This is a genomic window from Flavobacterium sp. UGB4466, assembly GCF_903469665.1.
Taxonomy (GTDB): domain Bacteria; phylum Bacteroidota; class Bacteroidia; order Flavobacteriales; family Flavobacteriaceae; genus Flavobacterium; species Flavobacterium lipolyticum.
This window is the reverse complement of the sequence record NZ_CAGKLC010000300.1, coordinates 1-281: the sequence shown is the minus strand read 5'-3', so window position 1 is coordinate 281 and position 281 is coordinate 1. Positions and strand designations below refer to the sequence as shown.

Below are 281 nucleotides of genomic sequence, written 5' to 3'. Positions count from 1 at the left end.
GCAACGGATTTCGATCCGTTGAAAAAATCATACAACACGTTCAAGAGTTCCGAAGGAACGACATATTTATAGCAATGGTTTTCAATCCGTTGAAAAAATACACGACACGTTCAAGAGTTCCGAAGGAACGGCATATTTATAGCAATGGATTTCAATCCGTTGAAAAAATCATACAACACGTTCAAGAGTTCCGAAGGAACGACATATTTATAGCAATGGTTTTCAATCCGTTGAAAAAATACACGACACGTTCAAGAGTTCCGAAGGAACGGCATATTTAT

Annotated in this window: 1 protein-coding gene; it reads left to right on the top strand. The window is 37.7% G+C overall.

Annotation, left to right across the window (positions count from 1 at the left end):
- The coding region (locus JO950_RS22405; protein ID WP_237732437.1) for a hypothetical protein at positions 1–281 on the top strand (281 nt) is incomplete at both ends.